Here is a 25,616-nt window from a genome sequence, read left to right on the forward strand (position 1 = left end):
ACGTTTCCGGAGACGGGGTGGGCATGGTGGCTTCCGCGAGGGCCTCGGTTTCCAGGGGTGGATGGGGTGCTGAGGGTTCGGGGCGTGGGGGTGGTGCCACCGCCGCTTGTGGAGGCTGGCGGGGTGTTGGAACCAACGCGGGTAGGGATCGCTCCGCGGCGACGGGGGTGGAGACGGAGACTGAGGCAGGGGCGTCCTGCAAGGAAGGGGAGTGCATGAAAGGGCTCCTTGATGTGGCCTATGGGGTTGCTGAGGGCTTGGATGTCGGCTGAGTGGGCGGAGTGTGGGGCTTGGGGAGGGGTGGGCAGAGTGCGGAAGCTAGCTACGAGGGTTGGCTGGGTGCGGGGCTTGGTGGTGGGGATGGGTACGGTTCGGCGCAGGGTGGTCTGAGGCTTGGGCTAAGGGTTTTGGGCGGGGTTTCAGAGTGATGTTGTGGGCTTGTGAGGGGTTTTCGCGGGTTAGGAGTTGACCCCGAGCCAGAAGCTCAGGGCAGCGTTGGTGTCGTCCTGGTCTGGGGCGTCTTTGTTGGCCAGGTCGGCGAGGGTCCAGGCGACGCGGACGACGCGGTCCAGGCCGCGGGCGGTGAGGGTGCCTGAGTCCAGGCAGGACGTCATGGGTCTCATGGCGGTCTCGGAAGGGCGGTAGTCGGCGTGGAGCACCGAGGAGGGGATTTCTGCGTTCGTACGCCAAAGGGTGCCCGCTAGGCGTTTGGCGGCGCGTTCCCGCGCGACCAGGACGCGTTCGGCCACCGTCTTGCTGGTCTCCACGAACTGGCGGTCAGCCAGGAGTTCGCGTCTGGACGAGCGGGCCACCGTGACCTTCATGTCTATGCGGTCCAGGAGTGGGCCCGAGAGTCTGCCCAGGTAGCGGCGTCGTACGGTGGGCGTGCATCTGCAGGCTTGGCCTTTGCCTTGGTCTTCGTCCTGGGCGCAGGGGCAGGGGTTGGCGGCCAGGATCAGCATGAATCTGGCCGGGAAGGTGACCGAGCCGGCTGATCTGGACACCGTTACGCGGCCTGATTCCAGTGGCTGTCTGAGGGCGTCCAGGACATGGCGGGGGAATTCTGGGGCCTCGTCCATGAAGAGGACCCCTCGGTGGGCGAGGGAGACCGCTCCTGGGCGCACGATCGTACTGCCGCCGCCGATGATCGCGGCGGACGTCGCCGTGTGGTGTGGGCTGACGAACGGGGGTCTGCGCATCATCGGCGCGTTCGGGGGCAGGACGCCCGCGACCGAGTGGATGGCCGTGACCTCCAGGGCGTGGTCGAGCTCCAGCTCGGGGAGGAGGGTGGGGAGGCGCTCCGCGAGCATGGTCTTGCCGGTGCCCGGTGGACCGAGCATCCAGAGGTTGTGGCCGCCGGCGGCGCACACCTCCAAGGCGCGGCGGGCTGCGGGCTGGCCGACGACGTCCGCCAGGTCCACTGCGGGGTCGGTGGAGATCTTGGCGGGTTCGACGGCCTCCTCGATCTCGGGCTCCGGTGGCTCGTCTCCCTTGCGCAGCCACTCCACGAGCTGGCGCAGATGGCCCACCGGCACCACTTTGACGTCCGGCACCAGGCTGGCTTCTGCTGAGTTGGCGGCGGGGACCACGACCGTGACGTCGCTGTGTTTGGCCGCGCCGAGGATGGACGGGAGGATGCCGCGTACGGGGCGGATACGGCCGTCCAGTCCTAGTTCGCCGAGGAAGAATAGCTGCGCGATGCGTTCGGCGGGGACCACCCCGGCCGCGCCCATGATGGCTACGGCTATGGCCAGATCGAACTGGGACCCGCGCTTGGGGAGGCTGGCCGGGAAGAGGCTGACGATGATGCGGGCGTCCGGCCATGGATAGTTGCTGTTGACCACCGCGGATCTGACTCGGTCGCGGGCCTCGCTGAGCGCGGTGTCGGGGAGGCCGATGAGGTGGATGCCCGCCAGGCCGTTGCCTACGTCGGCCTCCACCTCGACGGTTCTGCCTGCGACGCCCAAGAGTGCCACGCTGCGGGTGCGGGCCACGGTCATCTAGATCGCCCCCCGTACGTGGCTCATGGCGAAGTCTCCGGCGAAGCGCTCCAGGGCGATCACGTCTACTCTCACGGTGCTGAACGTGCGGGGCTGCGTGGCCAGCCATCTGGCGGCCAGCAATCGAAGTTTGGCCAGCTTGGCTCGGCTCACCGACTCCAGGGCTGTGCCGTGGGATCTGCCTGAGCGGGTTTTGACCTCGACCACCACCAACGTGGGGCCCTCTTCGGCGATGATGTCGATTTCGCCGTGGCGGCAGCGCCAGTTGCGGTCGATGATTTTCAGGCCTGCGGCTTCCAAGTAGGTCACTGCCACTTGTTCGCCTTGTTTGCCGAGCTGGAGCGGCTTGTCGGCGCTGGGTTTCCCGGCGGTGGGCCGTCCGTTGGGGCCCTTGGGGTTGTTGGGCGTTCTGACGTTGCTTGTGGCGGTCTCGTTCTTGGTGGTTTTGTCTCTGGCGGGGCTTTGGGGGGTCGCGTTGCTGGTGGTGCTGTTTGCGGCCATGTGCCATCTCCGGTTGTTCGTCGGTGCGGTCCGGGCACCGACTTTCGCGGATGAGGGGCGGTGGAGAGGCGGCCGAACGTGGTTCTGGGGATGGAGGGGATGGGCTACCGCCGGGTTGTGGATAAGTCGTAGTGCGGTGATGGGAGACCGCGTGAGGTGGGCCAAATCTGGCGGCGGCGGGCTCGGGCAGGCAGGAACGAGCCAGGTCATGCGTCGAGAGGCTGTGAGTGCAGGTGCACGCGCGTGGTGCCCGCTCAGGTTCAGGCGGTCAGCCGCTACCGGGATTTGGGTTGTGCCGACCTGCGAGGACCAAGCTGGGCTTTTGGGCGGTGCCGGCCAGCAAGGATCGGGGCGGGCTTTGCGTGGCGAACTGGCCGCCTCAGGGCCGGGCTTCGGGAACCGGGTCCGCTGCTTCAGAACTGGGCCGTACCAGCCGATCCAAGGCCCGGTTGAGCCTTGGGTGGGCGTGGGCCTGAAACTGCCAGGTTCGACCTTGGACAAGCGTGAGCCTGGGGCCGGTCGGACCGTGGGTGCACGTGGGCCTGAGACCGCCAGGCTCAACCTTCGACAAGCATGGGGCCCAGGACCGGTCAGACCAAGGGCGCACGTCGACAGGCTGCCCGGCTCGACCCTGCAAGCGTGGGCCCCAGAGCCGGTTGGGGCTTAGGGGGGCGTGGGTGTGAGGCTGCCGCGTTCGGCCTTGGGCGAACGTCCGGCCCGGGTCGGTTGGGCTGTGGGTGGGCGAGGTGTTGTGGCGCGTGCCTCGCCTGGCCCCGTCCGTATGGGACGAGCCCCCCCTTGGAACGCCCCCGGCTACCCCGAGAACCCCTCCTTGGGCATCTCCAGGTCTGCCTTGGCCAGTTCCTCCACGTTCACGTCTTTGAACGTGACCACCCGCACGTTCTTGACGAACCGCGCCGGCCGATACATGTCCCAAACCCAAGCGTCCTGCATCTTCACGTCGAAGAAGACGTCGCCGTTCTCCGCGGTACGGACGTCGAGATCGACCGAGTTGGTCAGGTAGAAGCGCCGCTCAGTCTCCACCACGTACGTGAACAAACCGACGACATCGCGGTATTCGCGGTAAAGCTGCAGCTCCATCTCGGTTTCGTACTTTTCGAGATCTTCTGCGCTCATCGCGGTCCTCCTGTCGTACCGGTCCCCCGGTTCGCCTGCTCAGGCAACCCCGGCCCCCATTTCATTCTCACCCATCTCCCTGGCCACCGTGACGAAGGAGTAACGGTGATCAGGGCATGGCCCGTGCGTTTCCAGCGCCAGCCGGTGTCCTGGTGTGACATACCCCTTGTGCTCGGCGAAACCGTACTGCGGGAAGCGCGCGTCCAGCGCGACCATCATGCGGTCCCTCGTCACCTTGGCCACGATCGACGCGGCCGCCACGCACGCGGCCACCTGATCCCCCTTCCATACGGCCAGCGACGGCGCGGGCAGCCCGGGAACCGGGAAGCCGTCCGTCAGGATGTACTCCGGGTCACAGGGCAACTGTGCGACAGCCCGCCGCATTCCTGAAACGTTGCATTTGTGAAGACCTTTGGCGTCGATCTCCCCGGGCGGGATGATCACGATGCCCACGTGGGAGACCGGCATGATCAGGTCGTAGAGGCGTTCGCGCGCGACCGGGGTCAGCAGCTTGGAGTCGCCGAGGCCGTCGATCTGCCTGCGCAGGATGACGGCGGCGACCACGAGCGGGCCCGCGCAGGCGCCGCGGCCCGCTTCGTCGACTCCGGCGATCGGAGCCAGGCCGCGGCGGGCCAGCGCCCGCTCATAGGCGTAGAGTCCGGAATCGCGCCGGACGACGCTGGGCCGAGGGCGGAACGCAACTGTCATGACAGAGGCAGCGTACGCCCCATTCGCCGCATACCGCGACCGAAAGCACCCTCTACTTGACCTTGTCAAAAGTGTCGGGACGCGCGAAGAGGTAACCGCGCGACAACGGCCAGTAGCGAAGCACCGCCTTGCCGACCACGGCGTCCTCGGAGATGAAGCCCTTGCCCGGCTCGTCCACGTGGGCACGCGAGTCGGCCGAGGCGCTGCGGTGGTCGCCCATCAGCCAGAGTTGGCCCGCGGGCACCTTGACGTCGAAATCGTCGCCCGAGGGGTAGTCGCCGGGGTAAAGGTAGGACTCCTCGTCGAGCGGCGTGCCGTTGACCGTGATGCGCCTCTTGGAGTCGCAGCACTTGACGTGGTCGCCGCCCACGCCGATGACGCGCTTGATGGTGTCCTCGCCGCCCTTCCAGCCCTTGAAGACCACGATGTCGCCGCGCTCGGGCTTGCCCGCCAGCTTGTTGACGAACACCCGGTCGTTGATCAGCAGGGTGTTCTCCATCGACACCGACGGGATGTAGAACGATCCGACCACGAACGCCTGCAGCAGCAGCGCGATACCGACGCCCATGATGAGCAGCAGGACGGTCTCGCGGAAGCCACCACCCTTCTTCTTCTCTTTCGCCACGCCCTCCGCCTTCTTGGTGACGGCCATCAACGCCTCCTCAGCAGCCAGCGCCGACGGACCAGCACCAAGGGTACGGCCAGCCCGAACCCGGCGACCATCGGCACCGCCCCGCCGAGCGCCTGGAGCGCGGGCTGAGCGAAGGTGTCGGGAATGTCGATCGAGCCCGCCCGGTTGAACGGCCACACGATCACGAAGGCCCGTCCGATGACCTGACCCACGGGAATGGAACCACCGCCGGCGTCACCGGTGTGTGAGCGGGAGTCGAGCGAGACGGAGCGATGGTCGCCCATCACCCACAGGCGTCCTGGCGCCACCGTGATGTCGAAGAACCTGTCGGACGGCACGTTGCCCGGGTAGAGGTAGCTCTCCTCGTCGATGGGCGTGTTGTTGACCGTGATGCGCCCCTTGGGGTCGCAGCACTTGACGTGGTCGCCACCGATGCCGATGACCCGCTTGATGTAGTCCTTCTCGCCCGGCACGATGCCGAACGCCGTGCCGACCCAGCGGAAGAACGCCGCGACCGGGTTGGACGGCTCCTCGAGCTGGAACTCGCCGTCCCACGAGTCGACGCCCGAGAACACCACCACGTCTCCGCGCTCGATGTCACGCGTGTGGTAGACGAGCTTGTTGACCAGAACCCTGTCGTTTTTCAGCAGGGTGTTCTCCATCGACTCCGATGGAATGTAGAAGGCCTGGACCACAAACGTCTTGATGATCAGGGCCAGAACCAAGGCTACGACGATGAGAACGGGAAGTTCTTTCCAGAACGACCCCTTCTTCTCGTTTTTCCCGCCCTTTGCTGGCTTCTGAGTCTCTTCGGCGACCACGTCCACCTCGTCCTCGACAGGGCGGCGCGCAGCGCCGTGCTCCTGGCTCTCGCTAGTCATCGCTGACGAGCCTAGATGATGCTTCGGCTCGACAAGCCTCGACCGACGTTACACCCATGCACGAGTCGCTCCACATAAAGGAAACGGCCCTGTAAAGCCGAATGGCCCGCGGAACGCGGGCCATGGCGAAAGGGCCGGATTACTTCGCGGCCGGCGTCTCACGCTTCTCGCGGATGCGCGCGGCCTTTCCGCGCAGGTCACGCATGTAGTAGAGCTTGGCCCTGCGCACGTCGCCGCGGGTCACGAGCACGATCTTCTCGATGACCGGGCTGTGCACGGGGAAGGTACGCTCGACGCCGACGCCGTAGCTGACCTTGCGGACCGTGAAGGTCTCGCGGGCGCCGCTGCCCTGCCTGCGCAGCACGAAGCCCTTGAAGACCTGGATGCGGGAGCGGTTGCCTTCGACGACGCGGACGTGAACCTCGAGCGTGTCACCGGGGCGGAAGCTCGGCACGTCGCCGCGCAGAGTCGCCTTCTCGAGCTCCTGGATCTTCGTGTGCATGAGAGAGTCCTCAAGTTCTTGTGAGCACGCGGAGGTCCACCCGGCCGTGGCTCGTGGCGGACACGCTTGCTGTCTCCTGAGCCCGGAGTTGCTCTTCCCGGGCATGATGAACCAACCAGGTGACGGTTGGCAGCGATTCAGTTTGCCATATCTTCGGGCTCGACGCGAAACGACAGCTCCTCCAGGAGCTTTCTGTCGTGTTTGTCGAGCGTGTCGGGGTCCAGCGCCGCCGCCAGCTCCGGCCGGTTCCTGACGGTACGGCGCAGCGCCTCGTCCCGCCGCCATCTGGCTACTTTTCCGTGATGTCCGGACAGAAGCACCGCCGGCACCTCGTGTCCCCGCCAGACGGGCGGTTTGGTGTAAACGGGTCCTTCAACCAGATTGCGCATGGACCCGGGCGCGAACGAGTCGTCCACAACCGACTGGGCGTTGCCCAGCACGCCGGGCAGCAGCCGCCCGACGGCCTCCACCATCACCAGCACCGCCACCTCGCCCCCGGCCAGCACGTAGTCGCCGATGCTGACCTCGTCGACGCGCAGCCGCGTGCCGTACTCGGCCATGACGCGCGAGTCGATGCCCTCATAGCGTCCGCACGCGAACAGCAGCCACGGCTCCGCCGCCAGCTCCTGCGCCAGCTCCTGGGTGAACGGCCGTCCGCTCGGCGTCGGCACGATCATCCGCGGCGCCCCCTCGCCGATCACGGCGTCGAGCGCCTCGCCCCACACCTCGGGCTTCATGACCATGCCGGGGCCGCCGCCGTACGGGGTGTCGTCCACGGTCTTGTGCACGTCGTGCGTCCAGTCACGCAGTTGGTGCACCCGGACGTCGAGCGTCCCGCGCTCGCGTGCCTTGCCGATCAGCGAGACGTCGAGCGGTGCGAAGTACTCGGGGAAGATCGAGATGATGTCGAGCCGCATCACAGCAGGCCCTCTGGCGGATCGACGACCAGCCGGCCGCCCTCCAGGTCGACCTCGGGCACCAGGGCCTTGACGAACGGGATGAGCGCCTCGTCCTGCCCGCGCCTGCGAACCACCAGGAGGTCCTGCCCATGGTGCAGAACGTCGCTGACCTCGCCCACGGGCTCGCCCGAGGCGGTCTCCACCGCCAGCCCGATGAGCTCGTGATCGTGGAACTCGTCGGGGTCCTCGGACGGCGCCACGTCAGCCGAGTCGATGACCAGCATGGTGCCGCGCAGTTCCTCCGCCGCGTCGCGCCCGAAGACCTCCGCGAACGACATCAGCAAAATGCCCTTGTGCCACCGGCGGCCCTCGATGACGAGCGGACCCCTGTCGGCGGGGTCGGTCGTGACGGACGCTCCGACGGCGAAGCGCAGCTCGGGATCGTCGGTGAGCACCTCCACGGTCACCTCACCGCGAACCCCATGCGGACGGCCGATCCGGCCGACGACTAGCTGCACGTGAACCTACCCTTTCAACGCGAGCGCCCCCACCGGCCACCAAAGCCGATGAGGGCGCACAAACCTGACGCTAACGGACCGCTTCGTGCAGATCGAGCAGATCAACCCGCACGTACTTCCCGTCGGCCAGGGCGTTCACGACCGTGCGCAGCGACTTGGCGGTGCGCCCGCCGCGTCCGATGACCTTGCCCAGGTCCTCGGGGTGCACCCGGACCTCCAGGACGCGCCCGCTGCGAATGCGGCGTGCGCGGACCCGGACATCGTCGGGATGTTCGACGATGCCCTTGACGAGGTGCTCGAGGGCCTCCTCGAGCACGTCAGGCCTCGCCCTCGGTCTTGGTCTCGGCGGGGGCCTCAGCCTCTTCCTTCTTCTTGGCCTTCTTCGGCGTGGTGGCGGCTGCGCCGGTGTCGCCACCGGACAGCGTCTCCTTGGCCGCGGCCTCGTAGAGGGCGTGACGGTCGGGCTTGGGCTCGGCGACCTTGAGAGGCGCAGGGGCGGGCTCGCCCTTGAACTTCTGCCAGTCACCGGTGAGCTTGAGCAGCTTGAGCACCGGCTCGGTCGGCTGCGCGCCGACACCCAGCCAGTAAGCCGCACGCTCGGCGTTGACCTCGATGCGCGAAGGGTCATCCTTCGGGTGGTACAGGCCGATCTCCTCGATCGCCCGGCCGTCACGCTTGGTGCGGCTGTCGGCGACGACGATACGGTACTGCGCGTTGCGGATCATGCCGAGCCGCTTGAGCTTGATCTTGACTGCCACGGGTGTGGTCTCTCCTGCATTCGAGCGTGGGTGAACGGCATCTCGCCGAGTGGGGCACGACGGGACGACGCTCCAGGGACAGGCGCGTCCGGCGGGAGGTGAGAGGGCACCCGCCTGGTCACGATGTTCCAACATGTCATTGTGCCAGATTGACGGCACTGCCTCGACCTTCTGGGCCGCGCGCCACCGAATCCGTCAACGTCCTGGCCGAACCTCGGGCGTGGCCCCCGGAGGAAGGGCTACTTCTGGCCGGGGAGGCGGAGCTTGGAGGGGTCGAAGCCCGGCGGCAGCTCCATCCCCGGCGGCAGCTTGCCCCCCAGGTTCCCCAGCACCCCGCCCTGCTTGGGCTCCGCGGGCTCCTCGGCGGCGGAGGGCTTGCCCAGGGCGGCCTTGCGCGGGTCTCCGCTGACGCGCCGCCCCTTCTTGGCCTTCTTCTGCGCCTTGGTGGCCTTGCCGCGCCCCCCGGGCATGCCCGGGATGCCCATGCCGCCCGCCATCCGCTTCATCATCTTCTGGGCGTCGAAGAAGCGGGTGACGAGGTTGTTGACCGCGCTGACCGAGACGCCGGATCCGGCGGCGATGCGGGCGCGGCGCGAGCCGTTGATGATCTTGGGGTCCTGGCGCTCGCCCGGCGTCATGGACCGGATGATCGCGGCGATGCGGTCGAGGTCGCGGTCGTCGATGGAGTTGAGCTGGTCGCGCATCTGGCCCATGCCGGGCATCATGCCGAGCAGGTTCTTGATGGGGCCCATCTTCTGGACCATCATCATCTGCTCGAGGAAGTCCTCGAGCGTGAAGTTCTCGCCCGAGGTGAGCTTGCCGGCCATCTTGGCGGCCTGCTCTTCGTCGAACGTCTTCTGGGCCTGCTCGATCAGGGTGAGAATGTCACCCATGTCGAGGATGCGGGAGGCCATCCGGTCGGGGTGGAAGGCGTCGAAGTCTTCCAGTTTCTCGCCGGTGGAGGCGAACATGATCGGCCGGCCGGTGATGTGGCGGACCGAGAGGGCCGCGCCGCCCCTGGCGTCGCCGTCGAGCTTGGTGAGCACGACGCCGTCGAAGCCGACGCCTTCCATGAACGCCTGCGCCGTCGTGACGGCGTCCTGGCCGATCATGGCGTCGACCACGAACAGGACCTCGTCGGGCGAGACCGCGTCGCGGATGTCGGCGGCCTGCTTCATCATCTCCTGGTCGATGCCCAGGCGGCCGGCGGTGTCGATGATGACGACGTCGTGCTGCAGCCGCCTGGCCTCGTCGATGGAGTGGCGGGCGACCGCGATCGGGTCGCCTGCCCCGTTGCCGGGCTCGGGCGCGTAAACGGCGACCTGGGCGCGCTCGCCCACCACCTGAAGCTGCTGGACGGCGTTGGGCCGCTGCAGGTCGGCGGCGACCAGCATGGGCGCGTGGCCCTGCTCGCGCAGCCACCCGGCCAGCTTGCCCGCCAGGGTGGTCTTGCCCGCACCCTGGAGGCCCGCAAGCATGATGACGGTCGGCGGCGTCTTGGCGAGGCGGAGCCTGCGCGTCTCGCCGCCGAGGATCGCGATCAGCTCGTCATTGACGATCTTGACGACCTGCTGCGCCGGGTTGAGGGCCTGAGAGACCTCGGCGCCGCGGGCGCGCTCCTTGATCTGGGCGACGAACGCCTTGACCACTGGGAGCGCGACATCGGCCTCAAGCAGGGCGATGCGGATCTCGCGAGTGGTGGCGTCGATGTCGGCGTCCGACAGCCGCCCTTTGGCTCGGAGGGAGGAGAAAACCGATGTCAGCCGGTCGGAAAGCGTCTCGAACACGTGGTTGGCCAGTCCTCGAAGCGGGTTTACGTCTAAGACTCCAGCCTAGCCGCTCCGCTAGCCGCTCCAGCCTGGCACGGCCATCCGAACCGTCAGAGCGTGCTCGACCAGGTTGATCAGCGCGCTTTTGACCGACTCCTTGTGCCTGGCGTCCAGGCGCACCATCGGGATGTGCGGGGCCAGGGTGAGGGCGTCGCGCACCTCGGCATCGCTGTGGGCGTACTGGCCGTCCCAGCCGTTGACCCCGACGATGAACGGCAGTTGCGCTTCTTCGAAATAGTCGATCGCCGGGAAGCTGTCGGCAAGACGGCGTGTGTCCACGAGCACGACGGCGCCGATCGCACCCCGTACCAGGTCGTCCCACATGAACCAGAACCGGTGCTGTCCCGGCGTGCCGAACAGGTAGAGGATCAGGTCGCGGTCGAGCGAGACGCGGCCGAAGTCCATGGCGACGGTCGTGGTCGACTTCAGCGGCGTCATGGCCAGATCGTCGATTCCGGCGGAGGCGTCGGTCATGACGGCCTCCGTGGTCAACGGCATGATCTCCGACACCGCGCCGACGAACGTCGTCTTGCCCACCCCGAACCCGCCGGCGACCACGATCTTCGTCGAGGTCAGGCCGGGGCTAGAGCCTGCGAAGTCCACTTAGCACCCTTTCCAACAGGTTGACGTCAGGCCTACCCTCATCCAGTTGCGGCTGGTGGACCCGTACCAGGCCCTCGGCCGCCATATCCGCGATCAGCACCCGTACCACGCCGAGCGGGATCCGCAGCAGAGCCGACACCTCTGCCACCGATCTGACCTGCAGGCACAACTGGCTGATCGCCTTGTACTCCGGCGTGATGTGCGAGAACTCCCGGTGTTCGGCGGTCGCCGAGGACACCAGGGCCTCCATCGCCAGCTTGACCCGCGGCGCCGTCCGCCCGCCGGTCACGGCGTAGGGCCGGACCGGCGAGGCGGGGTCAGAGCTCGGGGGCGGGGGCGGTGGGGGCTCCCAGCCGCCACTGTTCCAGCCGCCACTGTTCCAGCCACCGCTGTTCCAGCCGCCGCTGTTGAATCTGGGGTCTGTCACCTACATCACCTGGTCTGGCTGGCGCGCAACTCGGCGCGCACAGCCGGAGTCAGCACCTGACCGGCGCGATCAACCATCAGCGTCATCTGATACGCCACCAGACCCATGTCACAGTCAGGCGCCGCCAGCACCGCCAGACACGAACCATCACTGATCGACATGATCAGCATCAGCCCGCGCTGCATCTCCACGATCGTCTGATTGACCACACCACCCTCGAACACCCTCGCCGCACCCTGCGTCAAACTCACCAAACCCGACGCGATCGCGGCCAGCTGATCAGCCCGATCAGCCGGAAAACCCGACGACGCCGCCAACGGCAACCCATCGGACGAGACGACCACCGCGTGCGCGACCCCGGGAACCGTGCTGACGAAGTCGGTGATTAACCAATCCACGCCACGTGCCGACTGGCTCAGGTCATTCATGCGCGCTCATCCCTGCTTTCAACACTTCTCGGACCGGACGAATACGTCCTTCCCTCGCTGATGTCGTCACGTGCCGCCCGGAACCCCTGCTGGAAGCTCGACAGCCGGCTGCGTACCCGTTCCGGCGAGACCGCCGGCGTGGGTGCGACGCCCTTCGGCGCCGAGACGGTTTCCGCCGAGCCGGGCACCAGGTTGGCCTTGGGCACCCGCTTGGGCAACCCGGAGGCCGTCGAGCCGTCACGTACCGGCTCCACCACGGCCTCGGCCGCGCTCCATCCCGCGTCCGCCTTGCTGGAACCCCAGGTTGCGGCGGCGGCGCCTTGGTCCCCGTGCTCGAACCAGGCCGATTCGACCGAGGCGAAGATCGGGAGGAATTCGTCTCCCCCTGATGCGGGTTTGACGACCGGGATGGGGCCGGTCGCGGCGGACTCGGTTTCGGGGAAGTCGAAGCTCGGCCGGCCGTTGTCCCCTGGCTCGGCGCCGCCCGTGGGCCGCCTCGGCAGGGAGTTGTTGTCGCGTCCCCATTCGCCGGGAGGGCTTTGGGAGTTGCGCGCGGGCACCCACACGTCCGAGGTCTCGTAGCCGCGGTTGCCGGTGGTGCCGGCGGCTCCGCGCGGGTCGGACGGCCAGGGCATGTCCATGCTCGGCTGGGCGAACGACGACGGCTGGGACGAGAAGGACGGGTGTCCCGGGCCGGGCTGGTAGCCGCCGCCGTTGGGCCACTGGGGCGCGGGCGGCGCCACCGGGGGCTGCATCGGCTGCATGGGCTGCCGGGCGCCGAAGCCGTCGTCGGAGGGCATGTCCATCGGCCCGACACCAGTGGGAGCTCCCGCTCCAGGGAAGGCGGGGGCCTGGGCGCCGAGGAGCGCTTCCGGCATCAGGACCATGGCGGTCAGGCCGCCGGATCCGTGCGGGCGCAGTTGCACCCTGACGCCGTGGCGGTGCGCCAGCCGGGCGACCACGAACAGGCCCATTCGCCGCGACACCGACACGTCCACGATCGGGGCGTCCATGAGGCGGTCGTTGGCCTGGGTGAGTTCGTCCGGGGTCATGCCGATGCCGGAGTCGGTGATCGACAACATCACGCCGCCGCCGTCGATCCTGCTGCCGGACACGGTGACGCGGGTCTCGCGCGGCGAGAACGACAACGCGTTCTCGACGAGCTCGGCGATCAGGTGGATGACGTCGTTGACGGCCTGGCCGGCCACCGAGACGCCGTCGGGCACCTGGAGGACGACGCGCTCGTAGTTTTCGACCTCGGACAGCGAGGCGCGGGCCACGTCGACCAGCTTGACGGGCTTGCTCCAGCGGCGGGGCGGTTCCTGGCCTGCCAGGACCAGCAGGTTCTCACTGTTGCGCCGCATGCGGGTGGCCAGGTGGTCCAGTTTGAACAGGTTGCCGAGCCGCTGCTCGTCCTGCTCGCCCTGTTCCAGGCCGTCGATGAGGGTGATCTGCCGTTCGACCAGCGTCTGGGAGCGGCGCGACAGGTTCACGAACATCGCGTTGACGTTGCTACGGAGCCTCGACTCCTCCCCCGCCAGTCGTACCGCCTCGCGGTGGACCTCGTCGAAGGCCCGCGCCACTTCACCGATCTCGTCGTTGGACGCGACACCGATGGGTTGCACTTCGGGCTCGCCGACGCTCTCGGCCTCGCGGAGCTGGCGCACGGTGTCGGGCAGGCGGCGTCCGGCGATGAACAGGGCCTCCCTGCGCAGCCTGCGCAGCGGGCCGCTCAGCGAGCGCGCCATGAACACGGTCACCAGCAGGACGAGAACGAGCAGGAGCACGATGGCGCCGGCGACGATCACGGCGCTCTGCTGCTCCGCGCCTTCCAGGGTGCGGCTGCGCAGCACGATGGAGTCGGCCGCCTGCTGCTCGACCTTGCGCATGCCGTCGATGGTCTCGCTGATGGCGTTGAACCAGCTCCTGCCGTCACGGGTGAGGCCGAGCTTGGGGTCCGAGACGAGCTTGCCCTGGTCCTGCAGGAACAGGGCGCGGGCGGAGAGGATCTCGGCGCCGTCGACGGCCTTGCCGCTGACGGAGTCGTCGTAGGCCTGGCGGAGCTGGAGGGGAACCCTGGCCCTGAAGGTGGCCAGCTCGCTGTTCTTCTGGGCGCGGGCGGCGATGAAGGCGTCGAGCTCCTGCTTGCCGAATCCCCTGGCGGCCTGGGCCTCCAGCATCAGCGCGCGCTGGGTGGAGACGAACTGCTTGGCCCTGGACAGGGCGGCGAAGCCCGCCACGCTGTCCGACAGCTCCTTGTCCACCGCGCCCTGGTCGATCTGGTCGTTCAGGGAGAGCAGGTCGGAGATGACCCGGTCATAGAGCGTGATGACCGAGTTCGCGTCGAGCTGGGACTTGATCGCCGTCTCGCGCGAGGTCGCGATCTCGTTGATGCGGTTCTTGATGCGCAGGGCGTCGGGGGCCGCGGTGTTGTCGGAGGCGGCGAGGCCGTCGACGCCGGCCTTGACCTCGACGACAAGCTTGTCGACGACCTCATATTGCGAAGAAACATCCTGTGGTGCGCTGTTTCCGGTTCTTCGCCCCTGGGCAACGTACTTGGCGGTGAGGTCGCGTTCCATTTCGACCTCATGCGCGAGGGAGGTGAGCTGGCTCGCCAGCACAGCCACCTCGTTGACCTGTGCGTATTCGCCGGCGGTGGAAATCGAGGTGGTGACGCGCAGGCCACCGAACACGAGCGCCGCAAGGGTTGGGATGACGACCAGGACCAGGAGCTTGGAGCGCACTCGCCAGTTACGCAGGGAGAAGCGAGAGCCCGCCCGTCGGTTGCTCGCCGCGCCGTTGGGCGCGGGCGTCTGTGGCCCTTGGGACGCGTGCTGGGGGGCTTGTTCCGTTAAGCCCTGATCCCCGCCCGCAGAGGGGACAACAGTCTTCACTTGCCTTCGCAACCTCTCCTCGGATGGTCTGGTGCACGAAGATCACGTCAAACACGTGTTAACCGTGTGACGCCGACGCACCCTTGGGGCGAGAGCCAATTGGAGCACATCATCCAGAGTTCGGCCAATACCGCAAAGATCACAGTCGACACACGGCTCGCTATTTTACGCAAATCACCACACCTATCCCAAGGCTCCCACGGCACGAGATCCCCCGAAGTCAAGAGTTCATCTCACGAATAATCGGACAAATCTCCTCAAATCGCCATATATGGGGATATATGTAAATAATTTCGTGAACTCTTGGATCCCTCTGCAAGTACGGCCTGCGCTAAGGTGCCAGCGTCGTTCAACACCCCTTTCGCATGACCCCCCGGTTCAAAGGAGACCCGCAATGCGGTTCGGTGCATTAGGGCGTACGGCCCTGATCGGGCTTGTCGCCACCCTCGTCGCCACCGGATGCTCCGGCTCCGGCGACAAGGGCGAAGGCTCTGGCGCCGCCGCCGGTATGAAGACCGACCTCCTGATCGGCCAGTACCCCGGCGCGGACTCGGCGCCGCTGTTCATCGCCATTGAGCGCGGCTTCTTCAAGGAGGAAGGCCTCAACGTCAAGCAAGAGCCGATCCAGGCTCCCCAGGCGGTTCTGCCCAAGCTCTCCAACGGCGCCATGGACATCGTTCTCGGCAGCTACGCCACGATCCTGACGATCCAGGAGCAGGGCACCGAGAAGTTCAAGTACATCGCCGACTCCTACCAGGGCGCGGCCGGCGCCTTCGGCATCATGGTCAAGAAGGACTCCCCCATCAAGGACATCGCCGGCCTCAAGGGAAAGAAGATCGGCGTCAACGCCCTGGCCGGCCTGGGCACCCTCACCATGAACCCGCACCTGAAGATCGCCGGTCTCGACCCCACCAAGGACGTCGAGTACACCGAGGTCCCGACCCCCAACTGGCTCTCCTCGCTGGACAAGGGCGACGTGGACGCCGTCTGGATGACCGACCCCTACGTCAGCCAGGCCAAGAAGGAGCTCGGCGCCACCATGCTGCTGGACACCATGTCCGGCCCGACCGACGGCCTGCCGATCACCGGCTGGGCCGCCACGGAGAAGTGGGTGGCCGACAACCCCAAGACGCTGGCCGCCTTCCAGCGGGCCATGGCCAAGGCGCAGAACCTCGCGGCCACCGACCGCAGCGCCGTGACCAAGGTGATCCCGACCTACACCAAGATCCCGGCTGAGACCGCCGCGACGATGAACCTCGGCAACTACCCGACCTCGCTGAACGCCCAGCGGGTCCAGCGGGTGGCGGACCTGATGTTCGACTCCGGCATGCTCAAGCAGAAGATGGATGTCGCTCCCATGATTTACACGGCCCCCTCCCAAGGATGACGGCCACAGTCCTTCCGGCGCGGCGCGAGCGGGACCCGCTCGCCCGCGCGCGGCTGATCAAGTTCTCCCGTCACGCCGCAGGCGTGGCGGGTTTTCTGCTTGTCTGGCAGGTTCTCGGAATGTCCGGCCTGGTCACATGGCTGCCGACGGCGGCGGACACGCTGGCCAGGACGGTCACGCTCGCCGTCGACCCGGACTTCCTCGCCGATCTGCAGGGCACGCTCACCGCCGCGGCCATCGGGCTGCCTCTTTCCATCCTCGTCGCCGTCCCCATCGGCCTGCTGTTGGGAACGGTCCCAGTGGTGGAGGAGATGACCCGGGTGTTCGTGGAGTTCCTGCGCCCCATCCCCTCGGTGGCGCTGATCCCGCTGGCGCTGTTCTTCTTCCAGCCCGAGCTCAACGCCAAGGTGGCGCTCATCGTCTTCGCCGCCTCGTGGCCGATCCTGATCAACACCATGTACGGCATGCGCGACGTGGACCCGGTGGGCAAGGAGACGCTGCGCTCGTTCGGCTTCGGCTCCGCCGCGGTCATCCTGCGGGTTTCCCTGCCGAGCGCGGCGCCGTTCATCTCGACCGGGATACGCCTGGCCGCCTCCATCACGCTCATCCTGGCGATCAGCGTGGAGTACATCGTGGGCGGCGCGGTCGGCATCGGCGGCTTCCTCATCGAGGCGAGCACGGGCGTCGGCGCTGACGCGATGATCGACGTCATCGCGGCCCTCGTCTGGGCGGGAGCGATCGGGCTCGTCGTCAACATCCTGCTGGTCCGCGCCGAGCGCCGGCTGTTCAGGTGGAGATCCGCATGATCCTGACCTTGATCAAGCGGTTGTGGCTGGTTCCCGTCGTCCTGATCGGCTGGGAGCTGCTCGCCGAGTCGCAGGCCAGTCCCTACTTCCCCGGGCCGACCCTCATCGTGGGCAAGATGTATGAGATGTGGTTCTCCGGGCCGTACATCCTGACAGAAGAGGCCGTGGAGAACTTCGGGCCCAGCCTGCTCAGGGTGGTCGGGGCCTGGAGCCTGGCCGTGCTGGTGGGTGTGGCGCTCGGCGTCGCGCTCGGCAGGACCGCCTGGCTGGCCGACTACGTGCAGCCCCTGGTCGAGTTCGGCCGCGCGGTGCCGCCACCGGTCATGCTCCCCCTCTTCCTCGTGCTCTTCCAGATGGGCACGCAGGTGCAGGTCGCGACCATCGTCTTCGGCATCATCTGGCCGATCCTGCTCAACTCGATCGACGGCGCGCGCAGCCTCGACAATGTGAAGGTCGACACCGCCGCCGTCTTCAACGTGCCGGCGCCGATCAGGCTGTTCCGGATCATCCTGCCCGCCGCCGCGCCGAAAATCTTCGCCGGGCTGCGCCTGAGCGTCTCGCTGGCGTTGATCCTGATGGTCATCTCCGAACTCAAGGGCAGCACCGACGGGTTCGGCTACCTGCTCAGCCTGGCCAACAACCGTGCCGACATGGCGGCCATCTGGGCGGGCGTCCTGGTGCTCGGCGTGCTCGGCTTCGTCTTCAACACCTTGTTCCTCATGGTTGAGCGGCGCGTGCTGGCCTGGCACCGCGACGCCTTCCGCATCGCTTAGGAAAGACCCATTTCTGTGACCGAGCTCTTGCTGAAGAACGTCAAGGTCGTGACCCATGACCACGACGAGCCCGTCGATGCGGACATCGCGGTCTCCGACGGTCGAATCGTCCGGGTGGAGCCCGGACTCTCCGGGGCCGGCGAGGTCGTCGACGGAGGCGGCAAGCTGGCCTTCCCCGGCGTCGTGGACGCCCACCAGCACTGGGGGATCTACAACCCGCTGCCCGACGACACCGAGTCGGAGAGCCGGGCGAGCGCTCAGGGTGGCGTGACCACCGCGCTCACGTACATGCGGACCGGCCAGTACTACCTGAACAAGGGCGGCTCCTACGCCGACTTCTTCCCCGAGGTGCTGGGGCAGGCCGAGGGCAGGGCGTACGTCGACTACGGCTTCCACCTGGCGCCCATGTCGAGCGGCCACATCGGCGAGCTGCCCGATCTGGTCGAGCGGTTCGGCGTCCCGTCGTTCAAGATCTTCATGTTCTACGGCGGGCACGGGCTGCACGGGCGTTCCGACGACCAGCGGGCCTTCCTCATGCTGCCCGAGGGCGAACGTTATGACTACGCGCACTTCGAGTTCGTGATGCGCGGCGTGCAGGCCGCCAGGGAACGTTTCCCCGATCTGGCGGGCGAGATCTCGTTGTCGCTGCACTGCGAGACGGCCGAGATCATGACCGCCTACACCAAGCTCGTCGAGGAGGCCGGAGACCTGAGCGGGCTGGCCGCCTACAGCGCCTCCCGCCCGCCGCACTCCGAGGGGCTGGCCGTCTTCATCGCCTCCTACCTCGCCCACGAGACGGGGCTGGCGAATGTCAACCTGCTGCACCTGTCCTCGCGCAAGGCCCTGGACGCCGCCGTGCGCATGGCGGCGACGTTCCCGCACATCGACTTCCGCCGCGAGGTCACGATCGGTCACCTGCTCGCCGACGTCGAGACGGCCAGTGGCATCGGCGCCAAGGTGAACCCGCCGATCAGGCCGCGCGAGGACGTCGAGGCGCTGTGGGAGTACGTGCTCGACGGCACCGTGGACTGGGTCGTCAGCGACCACGCCTGCTGCCGCGACGAACTCAAGTTCGGCGACCCGCGCGAGGACGTCTTCGTGGCCAAGGCCGGGTTCGGCGGCGCCGAGTACCTGCTGCCCGGCCTGATCACCGAGGGCCGCCGCCGCGGCCTGCCGTACGGCAGGATCGCCGCGCTGACCTCGTGGAACCCGGCCAAGCGGTACGGCCTGCGCACCAAGGGCACGATCGCGCCCGGTTTCGACGCCGACATCTGCCTGGTGGACCCCGGGCAGACGTGGACGGTGCGCGCGCAGGAGTCGGAGTCGACGCAGGAGTACACGCCGTTCGAGGGGTTCGAGCTGACCGCCAAGGTCACCGACACGTTCGTGCGCGGCAACCACGTGCTGGACGCCGGCAAGATCGTGGGCCGGCCCGTGGGCCGTTACGTGTCCAGACCCGCCTGAAACGGCGTCCGCCTGCCGATTCGATCACTCCTCGGGTACGCTCGCGCAGAGTAACGTGTCTCGCTCTCCCCCTTCGCAAGAGGAGAACCCCCCCATGACACGCGCACTGCGCTGTCACGCACTCGTGCTCGGCCTGGCCGCCGCACTCGCGCTCTCGGGCTGCGGCGGCGGCCAGGCTCCGAGCCCGTCGGCGGGAGCCCTGGAGAAGGCGGTCATCAAGGTCGGGACGCTGCCGGTCCCCGACGCCGTGGCGCTTTACATCGCCAATGCCAGGGGCCTGTTCGCGGCGGAGGGCCTGACGGTGGAGCCGGTCACGATCACCGGCGGCGCCGCCGCGCTGCAGCAGATCGAGAGCGCCGCGCTGGACGTCTCGCAGACCAACTACGTCTCGACGTTCCTGGCCGTGAGCAGGGGCAGGAAGATCAAGCTGGTCGCCGACATGTACCGGGCGGCGCCCGACACCTTCACCATCATGGTCCAGAAGAACTCGCCCATCCGCACGGTGGCGGATCTGAAGGGCAAGACCCTCCTGGTCAACAACCTCGGGAACATCGGCACACTGGCGGTCACGACGCAGCTCAAGGCGGCCGGGCTGGCGAAGACGGACGTCACGTTCGCCAAGACGCCGTTCCCCGAGATGGGCAACGCGATCACCTCGGGCCAGGCCGACGCGGGCTGGGTCACCGAGCCGTTCATCACCGCCAACTCCAAGGCGCTCAGCTTTCGCACGATCGCCGACACGATGACGGGGCCGACGGCCGACCTGCCGATCGCGGGCTGGGTGGCCACCGAACAATGGGCGCGGCAGAACCCGAAGACGCTGGCCGCCTTCCGGCGGGCGATCTCCAAGGCGCAGCAGATCGCTTCCGGTGATCGCAAGGCGGTCGAGGCCGCGCTGCCGACGTACACGAAGATCGACAGGACGACCGCCGAGGCGATCACCCTGGGTGCCTACCCGAGCACGCTGGAGGCGTCCAGGCTGCAGAAGGTGGCCGACCTCATGCTCGAGTACGACTATATCGACGCGCCGATCGACGTGAAGTCGGTCATGGCGTCGCCGGATGACAGGTGACAGGACTGACGAGAAAGGCACTGCGATGAAGCTGGCCAGGTTCGTAGTCGTGGGTATGGCGATCGCGCTGACCCTCAGCGCGTGCGGCGGCGGAGGGGGCGGCGGCGAGCCGGCCGCGTCCTCCGCCGGCGGTCTGGAGAAGACGCAGCTCCTGGTCGGCGTGGTGCCGGTGCCGTCGTCGGCGCCGCTGTTCATCGCCGAGAAGCGCGGCTTGTTCAAGGAGGAGGGCCTGACCGTCAAGACGGAGATCATCCAGGCGCCGCAGGCGGTCATGCCGAAGATCGCCAATGGCAGCATGGACGCGTTCCTGACGAGCTACGTGTCGCTGATGGCGATCAACGACAGCGGCGCGGCCAAGCTGAAGCTCTTCCAGCACAGCCAGGAGGCCGCGCCCAACGTCGCCGGCGTGGTGGTCGCCAAGGGCTCGCCGATCAAGTCGGCCGCCGACCTCAAGGGCAAGAACATCGCGGTCAACGTGCTGGCCGCGCTCGGTGAGACGCTGACGAACGCCCACCTGCAGGAGGCCGGGCTCAAGCCGGACGACGTCAAGTACGTCGCCGTGCCGTTCGCCGACCAGCTCGCCGCCCTGTCCTCGGGCAAGGTGGACGCGGCCTGGCTGGTCGAGCCGTTCCTGACCGCCGCCAAGAAGGCCGGGGGCACGCAGATCATCGACACCACGAGCGGCGTGACCGCCGGGGTGCCGATCGACGGGTGGGGCGTCAGCGAGGCATGGCTGGCCAAGAACCCGAAGACGGCCGCGGCCTTCCACCGTGCGCTGGCCAAGGCGCAGCAGATCGCGGGGGCCGACAGGAAGGCGATCGACGAGGTGGTGCCGACCTACACGCAGATCCCCGCGGACGCGGCGGCGGCGATGACGCTCGGCACGTTCTCGATGGAGGCCGACAGGGCCAGTGTCCAGAAGCTGGCCGACCTGCTGCACGGGTACGGGTTCCTGAAGAACAAGGTGGACGCGGCCCAGTTGTTCGCGCCGCAGGGCGGATGACCGCTCGCATCGTGCTCGGGGGGCTCGGCGTGGCGGGGTTCCTCGTCCTCGCCGAGCTGGCCGGGCGGGCCGGGTTGATCCCGAACGTTCTGCCGTACGTGTCGGACGTGCTGGTCGCGGCGGCGCGGCTGCCGCTGGAGGCGCAGTTCATGGCCGACGTGGCGGCCACCCTGGTGGCGTGCGCGAGCGGGCTGGCGATCGCGATCGCGGTGGCCGTGCCCGCCGGGCTGCTGTTCGGGACGGTGCCGTTCATGGAGCGCTCGGCGCGGCCGCTGGTGGAGTTCCTGCGGCCGATCCCGTCGGTGTCGCTGATCCCGCTGGCCATGTTCCTGTTCCCCGACAGCCACGACGCCAAGACCGCGCTGATCGTCTACACGTGCTCGTGGCCGCTGCTGATCAACACGATGTACGGCCTGGGCGACGTCGATCCGCTGGCCAAGGAGACGCTGCGCAGCTTCGGCTTCGGCCCGCTGGCGGTGGTGTTGCGGGTGAGCCTGCCGAGCGCGGCGCCGTTCATCGCGACCGGCGTGCGCATCGCGGTGTCGGTCACCCTGATCGTGTCCGTGAGCGTGGAGCTGCTGGCGCCGGGCGGCGGCGGGATCGGGGCGTTCCTGTCGCTGGCCGGCAGCGCGAACCGGGTCGACCGCATGCTGGCGGCGACCGTGTGGGCCGGTCTCATCGGGCTGGCCGCGAACCTGCTGTTCACGGCCGGTGAGCGGCGGCTGTTCCGCTGGCACGAGGCGCGTACGGGGGAAACGCTGTGAGGATCCTTTGGTACTGGTCGCTGCCCGTGGCCGTGCTCGCCTGGGAGCTGACCACGCGTTCGGCGCAGGCCGTGTTCTTCCCTCCGCCGTCGCAGATCGTGGTCAGGCTGCACGAGATGTGGTTCTCGGGCCCGCCGTCGCGGGCGTTCCTGACCGACGAGGCGATCGCCGACCTGCTGCCCAGCCTGGCCAGGCTGTTCGCCGGGTGGGCGATGGCCTGCGCGGCCGGGGTGCTGGCCGGCGTGGCGCTCGGCCGCTCGAACCGGCTGGCGGCGCTGGTGGAGCCGCTGCTGCACTTCGGCCGCTCGGTGCCGCCGTCCACGCTGCTGCCGGTCTTCCTGGTGCTGTTCAAGATCGGCACCCCGATGGAGCTGGCCTCCATCGTGTACGGCGTCATCTGGCCGGTGCTGATCAACTCCATGGACGGCGCCCGCCACGTCGACCGCCAGTACATCGAGACGGGCACCGTCTACCGGCTGAGCGCCTGGCAGCGGCTGACCCGCGTCATCCTGCCCGCGGCCGCGCCGAAGATCTTCGCCGGGCTGCGGCTGAGCGTGTCACTGGCGCTGATCATGATGGTCATCTCGGAGCTGGTCGGCAGCAGCGAGGGGCTCGGGCACCGCATGCTGGAGGCGCAGAGCAAGTTCGACATCCCGGCCATGTGGGCGGGGATCGTGCTGCTCGGGCTGCTCGGCATCGCGCTCAACGCCGCGTTCCTGGGCGTCGAGCGGACGGTGTTGTCGTGGCACCACAGTGTCAGGAACGGCGCCACTCGTTGATGAGGGTGCGCTTCACGCAGACGCCGTCCTTGATCCACTGCCAGGTTCTGCTGCGTGACTTGCCGTCCTCGCTCAGCACGATCATCTCGTACAGCCGCAGGTCCTCGCCCTCGGCCTTGTACTGCCAGCTCAGGTAGATGGTGCCGGCGTCCAGCTCCCAGAACTCGCCCTTGATCCGCTCGGTGTCGAACCCGCACCGGCCGCCGCCGAGATACGTGCCGGGGAACTCGTGCACCTCGCTGCGCCCGTCGTCCCAGGTGTAGCGGTTGGTCTGGTGGTAGACGGCGTCGTCGAGGATCGCGCAGGTCATGTGGACGCGGTGCCGGTCGATCGGGTTCCCTTCGCGGTCGAGGTGGAGGTAGTCGCCCTCCCACTCCCCCTCGTGGCGGGCCAGCAGCGGCATGTCCGCGCGAAGTCCCATGCGCCTCACTCCTTCGTCGTGTGCCACCACGGGTCGGCGGCCTCGGATCGGTTGACCAGGTAGGCCCTGCGGCGCAGGAACCTGGCGATGGAGGCGGCCCCCATGCGCGAGCCGCCGAGCCCCGACAGGCGGAAGGAGTGCTTCTCGCCCTCGTGCACGAGCGCGGTCAGCGCGGCGTCGTTGACGCTGACCGCGCCGGCGTGCAGCCTCGCCGCGACGGCCATGGCCTCGGCCTCCGTCGCGGCGAAGACCGCGGCCGACAGGCCGTAGAGCGAGTCGTCGGCCAGGGCGACCGCCTCGTCGGGGCCGTCCACGGCCATGACGGGCAGCACGGGGCCGAACGTCTCCTCCGTCATGATCGTCATGGTGTGGTCGACGCCGGACAGCACGGTCGGGCGGCACCAGTGGCCGCCGCCGTGCCGCTCGATCTCGCCGCCGGTGTGCACGCGCGCGCCCTTGGCCACGGCGTCGGCCAGGTGGGCGGCGATCACGTCCTCCCGCCCCGGGCCGATGATCGGCCCGATCGGGCCGCCCTCGCAGGTCAGGCCCACCTGCGCGGCCTTGTCCACGAGCCGCGCGAGGAACTCGTCGTGCGCCTCGCGGGCCACGTAGACGCGTTCGATGGACTGACAGGACTGCCCGGCGTTGGCGGTGCCGCCCCACAGGATCGCCGAGGCGGCCCGGTCCAGGTCGGCCCCGGCCAGCACGATCGCCGGATCCTTGCCGCCCAGCTCCAGGTGGGCGGGCACGAAGGCGCGGGCGGCCGACTCGGCCACCCGCCGGCCCGTCTCGACGCTGCCGGTGAACACCAGGGCGTCCACCAGGCCGACCAGCGCCGCGCCCGTCTCACCGTCGCCCTCCACGACGCTGAGCGGCAGCTCGTCGGGGACCAGCCGCATCAGCGGCTCGATGAACCTGGGCGTGACCTCGCTCGGCTTGACCAGCACCGCGCACCCGGCGGCCAGCGCGGGGACGGCGTCGATGAGGCCGAGCAGCAGCGGGAAGTTCCACGGGCTGATCACCCCGACCAGCTCGTACGGCACCGCGTCCCCGCCCACGACGATCCCCGGCAGGGAGGCGGGGCGTTCTGGCAGGGGTTGGAGGAGGGCGGGCGCCTGGCGTACCCATCGGGCGATCAGGCCGGCGACGATCTGCCGTTCCAGCACCGACTCCGCCACCCGGCCCGTGTCGGCGACCAGGGCGGCGAGCAGGTCTTCGTCAGCGGCCAGCGCGGCCCCGAACCTGGTCAGCACGGCGCCGCGGTCGGCGTCGTTCCAGGAGGGGGACATCGCGCGCAACTCGGCCGCGGTGGCGGCGAGGCGCTCGGGCGAGACGGGGGCGAGCGGCCTGTCGAGCCGCCCGGTGAGGGGATCGCGCACGTTCATCGGCCACGGGCTCCTGCCACGCTTGGGGAAACCGCAGCCATTGTGATCATGAGGGTGTCGGCCCTGTCAACGAGGGCGCACGGGCAGCCTCAGCCGCCCCACCCCGGGACGGCCATCCTGACCGAGAGCGCGTGCTCGACCAGGTGGATCAGCGCGTTCTTGACGGAGTCCTTGGAGCGTGCGTCCAGGCGTACGAGCGGGATGTGCGGGGACAGCGTCAGCGCGTCGCGCACCTCGACGTCGCTGTGCGGATAGTCGCCGTCCCAGCCGTTGACGCCCACCACGAACGGCAGTTGCGCCTCTTCGAAGTAGTCGATCGCCGGGAAGCTGTCGGCAAGACGGCGCGTGTCCACGAGCACGACGGCGCCGATCGCACCCCGTACCAGGTCGTCCCACATGAACCAGAACCGGTGCTGTCCGGGGGTCCCGAACAGGTAGAGGATCAGGTCGCGGTCGAGGGAGACCCGGCCGAAGTCCATCGCCACGGTCGTGGTCGACTTCAGCGGCGTCATGGCCAGATCGTCGATACCGGCGGAGGCGTCGGTCATGACGGCCTCCGTGGTCAACGGCATGATCTCCGACACCGCGCCGACGAACGTCGTCTTGCCCACCCCGAAACCTCCGGCCACCACGATCTTCGTCGAGGTGAGGCCGGGGCTAGAGCCTGCGAAGTCCACTGAGCACCCTTTCGAGCAGATTTACGTCCGGCCTGCCCGCGTCCAGTTGTGGTTGATGCACACGAACCAGACCTTCGGCCGCCATGTCAGCGATCAGCACCCGTACCACGCCGAGCGGGATCCGCAGCAGAGCCGACACCTCTGCCACGGACCTGACCTGCCGGCACAGCTGGCTGATCGCCTGGTACTCCGGCGTGATATGCGAGATCTCCCGGTTCTCGGCGGTCGCCGAGGACACCAGGGCCTCCATCGCCAGCTTGACCCGCGGCGCCGTCCGTCCACCTGTCACGGCGTACGGGCGGACGGGCGATGCGGGGTCGGGATTCAGCGACGACTGGGGTTGGGGCGGAGGAGCCCAACCGCCGCTGT

General features: G+C 68.2%; 28 protein-coding genes. 8 read left to right on the forward strand and 20 right to left on the reverse strand.

Going from position 1 to position 25,616, the window contains the following annotated elements:
* Positions 1–458 precede the first annotated feature (458 nt).
* The 16 genes from ACFOY2_RS37890 to ACFOY2_RS37965 form a co-directional block, all read right to left on the reverse strand.
* Positions 459–2,000 carry a YifB family Mg chelatase-like AAA ATPase gene (locus ACFOY2_RS37890; RefSeq protein WP_379532931.1) on the reverse strand — a complete coding sequence of 514 codons (1,542 nt, stop codon included), beginning with the start codon at positions 1,998–2,000 and terminating at the stop codon, positions 459–461.
* A complete protein-coding gene (locus ACFOY2_RS37895; RefSeq protein ID WP_379532932.1) occupies positions 2,001–2,501 on the reverse strand; it encodes a YraN family protein in 501 nt (166 codons plus the stop codon).
* 813 nt (positions 2,502–3,314) lie between these two features.
* Positions 3,315–3,638 carry a DUF2469 domain-containing protein gene (locus ACFOY2_RS37900; protein ID WP_026215037.1) on the reverse strand — a complete coding sequence of 108 codons (324 nt, stop codon included), beginning with the start codon at positions 3,636–3,638 and terminating at the stop codon, positions 3,315–3,317.
* A 39-nt stretch (positions 3,639–3,677) separates the two neighbouring features.
* Positions 3,678–4,346: a ribonuclease HII gene (locus ACFOY2_RS37905; protein WP_379532933.1), complete on the reverse strand. Its 669-nt coding sequence runs from the start codon at positions 4,344–4,346 to the stop codon at positions 3,678–3,680.
* A gap of 52 nt (positions 4,347–4,398) precedes the next feature.
* Positions 4,399–4,998, reverse strand: a complete 600-nt coding sequence (lepB, locus tag ACFOY2_RS37910; protein WP_379532934.1) for a signal peptidase I — start codon at positions 4,996–4,998, stop codon at positions 4,399–4,401.
* The gene (gene lepB, locus ACFOY2_RS37915; protein WP_379532935.1) at positions 4,998–5,858 is read right to left on the reverse strand and encodes a signal peptidase I; all 861 of its coding nucleotides are present in this window, start codon (positions 5,856–5,858) and stop codon (positions 4,998–5,000) included. The genes lepB (ACFOY2_RS37910) and lepB (ACFOY2_RS37915) overlap by 1 nt, the downstream gene beginning before the upstream one ends.
* A gap of 139 nt (positions 5,859–5,997) precedes the next feature.
* Positions 5,998–6,360, reverse strand: coding sequence for a 50S ribosomal protein L19 (gene rplS, locus ACFOY2_RS37920; RefSeq protein WP_379532936.1), 363 nt, complete (start codon positions 6,358–6,360; stop codon positions 5,998–6,000).
* A gap of 137 nt (positions 6,361–6,497) precedes the next feature.
* Positions 6,498–7,277: a tRNA (guanosine(37)-N1)-methyltransferase TrmD gene (gene trmD / locus ACFOY2_RS37925; RefSeq protein WP_357828559.1), complete on the reverse strand. Its 780-nt coding sequence runs from the start codon at positions 7,275–7,277 to the stop codon at positions 6,498–6,500.
* Positions 7,277–7,777: a ribosome maturation factor RimM gene (gene rimM / locus ACFOY2_RS37930; protein ID WP_379532937.1), complete on the reverse strand. Its 501-nt coding sequence runs from the start codon at positions 7,775–7,777 to the stop codon at positions 7,277–7,279. The genes trmD and rimM overlap by 1 nt, the downstream gene beginning before the upstream one ends.
* A 70-nt stretch (positions 7,778–7,847) precedes the next feature.
* Complete coding sequence (locus ACFOY2_RS37935; RefSeq protein WP_379532938.1) at positions 7,848–8,093, reverse strand: RNA-binding protein; 246 nt, start codon at positions 8,091–8,093, stop codon at positions 7,848–7,850.
* A gap of 1 nt (position 8,094) precedes the next feature.
* Positions 8,095–8,535: a 30S ribosomal protein S16 gene (gene rpsP / locus ACFOY2_RS37940; RefSeq protein ID WP_379532939.1), complete on the reverse strand. Its 441-nt coding sequence runs from the start codon at positions 8,533–8,535 to the stop codon at positions 8,095–8,097.
* A gap of 239 nt (positions 8,536–8,774) precedes the next feature.
* A complete protein-coding gene (ffh, locus tag ACFOY2_RS37945) occupies positions 8,775–10,322 on the reverse strand; it encodes a signal recognition particle protein (protein WP_379532940.1) in 1,548 nt (515 codons plus the stop codon).
* Between the two features lie 57 nt (positions 10,323–10,379).
* Entirely contained in the window at positions 10,380–10,940 is a 561-nt protein-coding gene (locus ACFOY2_RS37950; RefSeq protein WP_379533017.1) for a GTP-binding protein, read from the reverse strand.
* Between the two features lie 7 nt (positions 10,941–10,947).
* On the reverse strand, positions 10,948–11,394 hold the full coding sequence (locus ACFOY2_RS37955) for a DUF742 domain-containing protein (RefSeq protein ID WP_379532941.1): 447 nt from the start codon (positions 11,392–11,394) through the stop codon (positions 10,948–10,950).
* Positions 11,395–11,399: 5 nt separating this feature from the next.
* Positions 11,400–11,822, reverse strand: coding sequence for a roadblock/LC7 domain-containing protein (locus tag ACFOY2_RS37960; RefSeq protein WP_379532942.1), 423 nt, complete (start codon positions 11,820–11,822; stop codon positions 11,400–11,402).
* A complete protein-coding gene (locus tag ACFOY2_RS37965) occupies positions 11,819–14,566 on the reverse strand; it encodes a sensor histidine kinase (protein ID WP_379532943.1) in 2,748 nt (915 codons plus the stop codon). The genes ACFOY2_RS37960 and ACFOY2_RS37965 overlap by 4 nt, the downstream gene beginning before the upstream one ends.
* A 544-nt stretch (positions 14,567–15,110) precedes the next feature.
* Here ACFOY2_RS37965 and ACFOY2_RS37970 point away from each other — a divergent pair.
* The 8 genes from ACFOY2_RS37970 (at position 15,111) to ACFOY2_RS38005 (ending at position 22,764) form a co-directional block, all read left to right on the forward strand.
* Positions 15,111–16,103 carry an ABC transporter substrate-binding protein gene (locus ACFOY2_RS37970; RefSeq protein ID WP_379532944.1) on the forward strand — a complete coding sequence of 331 codons (993 nt, stop codon included), beginning with the start codon at positions 15,111–15,113 and terminating at the stop codon, positions 16,101–16,103.
* Positions 16,100–16,909, forward strand: a complete 810-nt coding sequence (locus ACFOY2_RS37975; protein WP_379532945.1) for an ABC transporter permease — start codon at positions 16,100–16,102, stop codon at positions 16,907–16,909. Before ACFOY2_RS37970 ends, ACFOY2_RS37975 begins: the two co-directional genes overlap by 4 nt.
* Positions 16,906–17,682, forward strand: a complete 777-nt coding sequence (locus ACFOY2_RS37980; protein WP_379532946.1) for an ABC transporter permease — start codon at positions 16,906–16,908, stop codon at positions 17,680–17,682. Before ACFOY2_RS37975 ends, ACFOY2_RS37980 begins: the two co-directional genes overlap by 4 nt.
* A gap of 15 nt (positions 17,683–17,697) precedes the next feature.
* The gene (locus ACFOY2_RS37985) at positions 17,698–19,146 is read left to right on the forward strand and encodes a dihydroorotase (protein WP_379532947.1); all 1,449 of its coding nucleotides are present in this window, start codon (positions 17,698–17,700) and stop codon (positions 19,144–19,146) included.
* Positions 19,147–19,240: 94 nt separating this feature from the next.
* Complete coding sequence (locus ACFOY2_RS37990) at positions 19,241–20,218, forward strand: ABC transporter substrate-binding protein (protein ID WP_379532948.1); 978 nt, start codon at positions 19,241–19,243, stop codon at positions 20,216–20,218.
* 55 nt (positions 20,219–20,273) lie between these two features.
* Entirely contained in the window at positions 20,274–21,221 is a 948-nt protein-coding gene (locus ACFOY2_RS37995; RefSeq protein WP_379533018.1) for an ABC transporter substrate-binding protein, read from the forward strand.
* Positions 21,218–21,985, forward strand: a complete 768-nt coding sequence (locus tag ACFOY2_RS38000) for an ABC transporter permease (RefSeq protein WP_379532949.1) — start codon at positions 21,218–21,220, stop codon at positions 21,983–21,985. The genes ACFOY2_RS37995 and ACFOY2_RS38000 overlap by 4 nt, the downstream gene beginning before the upstream one ends.
* Positions 21,982–22,764, forward strand: coding sequence for an ABC transporter permease (locus tag ACFOY2_RS38005; RefSeq protein WP_379532950.1), 783 nt, complete (start codon positions 21,982–21,984; stop codon positions 22,762–22,764). Before ACFOY2_RS38000 ends, ACFOY2_RS38005 begins: the two co-directional genes overlap by 4 nt.
* Here ACFOY2_RS38005 and ACFOY2_RS38010 read toward each other — a convergent pair.
* The 4 genes from ACFOY2_RS38010 to ACFOY2_RS38025 form a co-directional block, all read right to left on the reverse strand.
* Positions 22,742–23,185, reverse strand: coding sequence for a hypothetical protein (locus ACFOY2_RS38010; RefSeq protein ID WP_379532951.1), 444 nt, complete (start codon positions 23,183–23,185; stop codon positions 22,742–22,744). The two genes, ACFOY2_RS38005 and ACFOY2_RS38010, sit on opposite strands and share 23 nt — an antisense overlap.
* 5 nt (positions 23,186–23,190) lie before the next feature.
* Positions 23,191–24,570 carry an aldehyde dehydrogenase family protein gene (locus ACFOY2_RS38015; RefSeq protein ID WP_379532952.1) on the reverse strand — a complete coding sequence of 460 codons (1,380 nt, stop codon included), beginning with the start codon at positions 24,568–24,570 and terminating at the stop codon, positions 23,191–23,193.
* Positions 24,571–24,659: 89 nt separating this feature from the next.
* Positions 24,660–25,247 carry a GTP-binding protein gene (locus ACFOY2_RS38020; protein ID WP_379532953.1) on the reverse strand — a complete coding sequence of 196 codons (588 nt, stop codon included), beginning with the start codon at positions 25,245–25,247 and terminating at the stop codon, positions 24,660–24,662.
* Entirely contained in the window at positions 25,228–25,575 is a 348-nt protein-coding gene (locus ACFOY2_RS38025) for a DUF742 domain-containing protein (RefSeq protein ID WP_379533019.1), read from the reverse strand. Before ACFOY2_RS38025 ends, ACFOY2_RS38020 begins: the two co-directional genes overlap by 20 nt.
* Positions 25,576–25,616 lie beyond the last annotated feature (41 nt).

Origin of the sequence: Nonomuraea purpurea, assembly GCF_042650645.1 — a bacterium.
Classification (GTDB): Bacteria; Actinomycetota; Actinomycetes; order Streptosporangiales; family Streptosporangiaceae; genus Nonomuraea; species Nonomuraea purpurea.

Coding starts and splice junctions, on each gene's coding strand:
- ACFOY2_RS37890 (WP_379532931.1), bottom strand. CDS start 2,000: ATGACCGTGGCCCGCACCCGCAGCGTGGCACTCTTGGGCGTCGCAGGC.
- ACFOY2_RS37895 (WP_379532932.1), bottom strand. CDS start 2,501: ATGGCCGCAAACAGCACCACCAGCAACGCGACCCCCCAAAGCCCCGCC.
- ACFOY2_RS37900 (WP_026215037.1), bottom strand. CDS start 3,638: ATGAGCGCAGAAGATCTCGAAAAGTACGAAACCGAGATGGAGCTGCAG.
- ACFOY2_RS37905 (WP_379532933.1), bottom strand. CDS start 4,346: ATGACAGTTGCGTTCCGCCCTCGGCCCAGCGTCGTCCGGCGCGATTCC.
- lepB (WP_379532934.1), bottom strand. CDS start 4,998: ATGGCCGTCACCAAGAAGGCGGAGGGCGTGGCGAAAGAGAAGAAGAAG.
- lepB (WP_379532935.1), bottom strand. CDS start 5,858: ATGACTAGCGAGAGCCAGGAGCACGGCGCTGCGCGCCGCCCTGTCGAG.
- rplS (WP_379532936.1), bottom strand. CDS start 6,360: ATGCACACGAAGATCCAGGAGCTCGAGAAGGCGACTCTGCGCGGCGAC.
- trmD (WP_357828559.1), bottom strand. CDS start 7,277: ATGCGGCTCGACATCATCTCGATCTTCCCCGAGTACTTCGCACCGCTC.
- ACFOY2_RS37960 (WP_379532942.1), bottom strand. CDS start 11,822: ATGAATGACCTGAGCCAGTCGGCACGTGGCGTGGATTGGTTAATCACC.
- ACFOY2_RS37970 (WP_379532944.1), top strand. CDS start 15,111: ATGCGGTTCGGTGCATTAGGGCGTACGGCCCTGATCGGGCTTGTCGCC.
- ACFOY2_RS37975 (WP_379532945.1), top strand. CDS start 16,100: ATGACGGCCACAGTCCTTCCGGCGCGGCGCGAGCGGGACCCGCTCGCC.
- ACFOY2_RS37980 (WP_379532946.1), top strand. CDS start 16,906: ATGATCCTGACCTTGATCAAGCGGTTGTGGCTGGTTCCCGTCGTCCTG.
- ACFOY2_RS37990 (WP_379532948.1), top strand. CDS start 19,241: ATGACACGCGCACTGCGCTGTCACGCACTCGTGCTCGGCCTGGCCGCC.
- ACFOY2_RS37995 (WP_379533018.1), top strand. CDS start 20,274: ATGGCGATCGCGCTGACCCTCAGCGCGTGCGGCGGCGGAGGGGGCGGC.
- ACFOY2_RS38000 (WP_379532949.1), top strand. CDS start 21,218: ATGACCGCTCGCATCGTGCTCGGGGGGCTCGGCGTGGCGGGGTTCCTC.
- ACFOY2_RS38010 (WP_379532951.1), bottom strand. CDS start 23,185: ATGGGACTTCGCGCGGACATGCCGCTGCTGGCCCGCCACGAGGGGGAG.
- ACFOY2_RS38015 (WP_379532952.1), bottom strand. CDS start 24,570: ATGAACGTGCGCGATCCCCTCACCGGGCGGCTCGACAGGCCGCTCGCC.